This window comes from Salinispora cortesiana, assembly GCF_000484695.1.
In the GTDB taxonomy this organism is placed as follows: domain Bacteria; phylum Actinomycetota; class Actinomycetes; order Mycobacteriales; family Micromonosporaceae; genus Micromonospora; species Micromonospora cortesiana.
Genome location: NZ_AXVR01000181.1, coordinates 1 through 1,395, shown reverse-complemented (window position 1 = coordinate 1,395; position 1,395 = coordinate 1). Strand labels below are relative to the sequence as shown.

At 62.3% G+C, this 1,395-nt stretch carries 1 pseudogene; it reads left to right on the top strand.

Annotated elements, in window-relative coordinates:
• Positions 1-866: pseudogene (locus K228_RS29110) on the top strand (right-handed parallel beta-helix repeat-containing protein); the annotation flags it as partial.
• Between the last annotated feature and the right edge of the window lie 529 nt (positions 867-1,395).

Here is a 1,395-nt window from a genome sequence, read left to right as displayed (position 1 = left end):
ACCTCACCCTCAACAAACTCAAAATCACCGGCGGACACACCATCACCGGCGGCGGCATCCTCGTCAACCCCGGCGGCACCCTCACCACCAACCACAGCACCATCACCCGCAACGTCGCCGACACCGAAGGAGGCGGCATCGCCAACAACGGCACCACGACCGTCGACCACTCCACCATCAGCCGAAACACCGCCGGCACGACCGGCGGCGGCATCATCAATGACAATGGTCTCCTCACCGTCACCACGTCGCAGGTGAAGGCAAACACCGCCAGCGACACCGGCGGCATAGCAAGCGTCGGCAGCGCTGCCACGGTGAGCGCGACGAAGAGCGTCATCGCCGACAACCAAGCTCAGAGTTCTACCGGAGGCTTGCTGATCACCGAGGGCGTCGGAACAATCTCTGACAGCACAATCACCGGAAATATCGCGCCCCAGTTCGGCGGAGCGCTGGTTGACGGGCAACTCACCCTGCGAAAGGTCGAGATCACCAACAACACCTCGACAGCGGGATTCGGTGGTGGGTTGTTCATCGACTCCGATGCCATCGTGGTCGCCGAGAAGAGCCTCATCAAGGGCAACACCGCCGCTGCAGGCCTCGGCGGTGGTGTCTTCAACCCGAGCCAACTTGTGCTGCGAGACTCCAAGATTGTCGACAACCAGGCCGATCAGGGTGGCGGCATCTACAACATTGGCGGCGGCGTCACCACCCTGTTCAACACCCATGTGGTGAAGAACCTCGCCACGACCGACGGCGGAGGTGTCTTCAACAGCGGCGGCACGGTGAACCTGAACACCGCCACCGGCACCCTCGTCATCAAAAACCGGCCCAACAACTGCGTCGATGTTCCAGGGTGCGTCGGATAGCAATCACGCACATATCCAAGTGAGGGCCCCTCTTCCGTTAACCGGCGGAGGAGGGGCCCTAAACCTGCTGACACAGGGGGCCGAACCATCGGAAAACAGTAGCGGCGCAATACTCTTATGGATATTTAATTCCCCTTCGCGCCCCTATAACCATGCCCTCGGGTTCAACTGAAGGGGCTGCTATACCGCCTCCCGGATAGCTGAGGATCAACCACCCGCCAGCTAACACCTGGGTGGGTTCATCATCCGTGACCAGAAAGGACACCGACGCCGCGATGAACCGTCCGCACAAACCCCCACCGGGACACCCGGGTAAGACTCCAACAAGATCACGATGGCGGTGGTGGGCCGTTGGGCTCGCCGGTGTGACCGGCCTGGCCCTGACTACTGTCGGCCCCCCGGCCGCCTCGGCCACCAATACGACCGAACGCAACCCCACCACCGCCGACGATCGATCCCCCACCGGGGCCCACCGCGACAAAAGCGACAAAGGTAAGGGCAAGAAGGAGAAGAAGCCGCCGGGCACCCC